Genomic DNA, 1,801 nt, shown 5'->3' on the forward strand with positions numbered 1-1,801 from the left:
GACAAGGCTGTGACGAACCTTTTGTCACTAAATTTTCATTACTGTGTCGCGGAATTGACATAAGTTCAAAAGACACTATCCCCATCCAATCTCTGAGGGTGGGTCGATGGAACTGCAGCAAAAAGATAAAAGACACGAAAAGCAACGGTTACGGGATCAATTAAATCAAGAGGTTCAGCGCTTTCTTGCCACGGGTGGCAAGATCAAAACGTTAGAGTCTCAGTATCGCCCAAGCCAAATTAAAACCGCGCATCAATCATTGTGGCAACGCATTGAATTGGGTTTAGATTCGCAGGGTATCTAGACCATGTTGAATGTTAGGTCGGCTTTAGAGGCCCGTTTTCCTGATTTTTTCGAGCGCCACACGCGAATCGGACCGGTTCTGTTAAGGTTTTTGGGTTTTTTATTTCATGAGTCGCGATTGCAGCATTTTGAGCAGGAGCACCCGCATTCTCGGGGCTTGGACTTTGTCGAGTCGGTGTTGCGATTTTTCGATTTCTCCTTGCGGACCCGGGATGACGAGCGTGATCGAATTCCCAGTGAGGGGCGAGTTGTCGTTGTTGCCAATCATCCCATTGGATCGCTCGACGGCTTGGCGCTGCTGAAACTGATTGCGGATGTTCGCCCAGACGTTAAGGTGGTGGCAAACGATTTGCTCCTGGCGATAGAGCCTCTGCAGCCACTGCTGTTGCCTGTTAATAATATGGACGGCAACACGCCAAAAGCGAATTTAAAGAATATCAAGGCGCACTTAGAGACGGACGGAGCTGTCATTATTTTTCCGGCGGGTGAAGTATCTCGTTTCAGTCCGCAAGGTGTTCGTGACGGCGAGTGGCAGAGTGGCTTTCTGAAAATTGCTCGCTCAACCAAATCCCCGATCTTGCCTATTTTTGTCGCGGGCCGAAATTCGGTGTTTTTTTACAGCCTCTCGTTTCTCGCTAAACCTCTGGCAACGCTATGGTTGGTGCGCGAAATGTTTAAGCAGTGCCATCGAACCGTGGATGCTCGGGTGGGTCAGTTGATCCCTGTGGAGCACTACAATCGAACCGAGCCTACAAAGGTGACTGCGCAGCGGTTTAAACGCCACGTGTATCGTCTAGCAAAAGGCAAAAAGCCCTTGTTTCAAGGCGAACAAACTATCGGGGCAGCAGAGAATCGTGTGCTGCTGGCTCGCGAAATAGAGCGCTGTGAATTAATGGGTACAACGCCCCGGGGTCGTGAAATCCGCTTGTATCGGGCCACCCCGGGTGATTGCTTGATCCGAGAGCTGGGACGTCTTAGAGAATTAAGTTTCAGAGCCTTGGGTGAGGGGACTGGGTTGCCGCGTGATATAGATTCTTACGATTACCACTACGAGCACTTGCTATTGTGGGACCCGCTCGAGCGCCAGGTCGCTGGTGGGTATCGGGTGGCAGACCTGTCTACGGTCCTGCCTACCCAGGGTTTTCGGGGTTTGTACGCCAATACCTTGTTCAATTTGAGTGGCATTCGACACAGAGAGCTCAAGCGAAGCCTAGAGCTAGGCCGCAGTTTTATTCAATATGCCTACCGCGATCGCTATTCACTTGATGAGCTTTGGAGCGGTATTGGTGCCTTGCTGATCCGGCGACCTCATATCAAATTCCTCTATGGTCCTGTGTCGGTCAGTAAAGACTTGGGGGCGGACTGTTTGCAGGCTTTGGTGTTGTTCTATAGCCACTATTTTCCGCCGCTGTGGCCAAATGCAGAGCCACTTAACCCATATCATGGCCACTTGGCTTCGGGGTCTTCGAGTCACCCTGTGCTCGAAAACAGCGACTAC

General features: G+C 50.9%; 2 protein-coding genes. Both read left to right on the forward strand.

Going from position 1 to position 1,801, the window contains the following annotated elements:
• Nucleotides 1–106 precede the first annotated feature (106 nt).
• Nucleotides 107–304 carry a hypothetical protein gene (locus tag ACTF5Z_RS10730; protein ID WP_009574667.1) on the forward strand — a complete coding sequence of 66 codons (198 nt, stop codon included), beginning with the start codon at nt 107–109 and terminating at the stop codon, nt 302–304.
• 3 nt (nt 305–307) lie between these two features.
• On the forward strand, nt 308–1,801 hold a 1,494-nt coding region (locus ACTF5Z_RS10735; RefSeq protein WP_438985625.1), incomplete at its 3' end, for a lysophospholipid acyltransferase family protein.

Source organism: Aequoribacter sp. (assembly GCF_965659035.1).
Taxonomy (GTDB): domain Bacteria; phylum Pseudomonadota; class Gammaproteobacteria; order Pseudomonadales; family Halieaceae; genus Aequoribacter.

Excerpts from the sequence above, each read along its gene's own strand:
- ACTF5Z_RS10730 (WP_009574667.1), top strand. The coding sequence starts at position 107 with ATGGAACTGCAGCAAAAAGATAAAAGACACGAAAAGCAACGGTTACGG.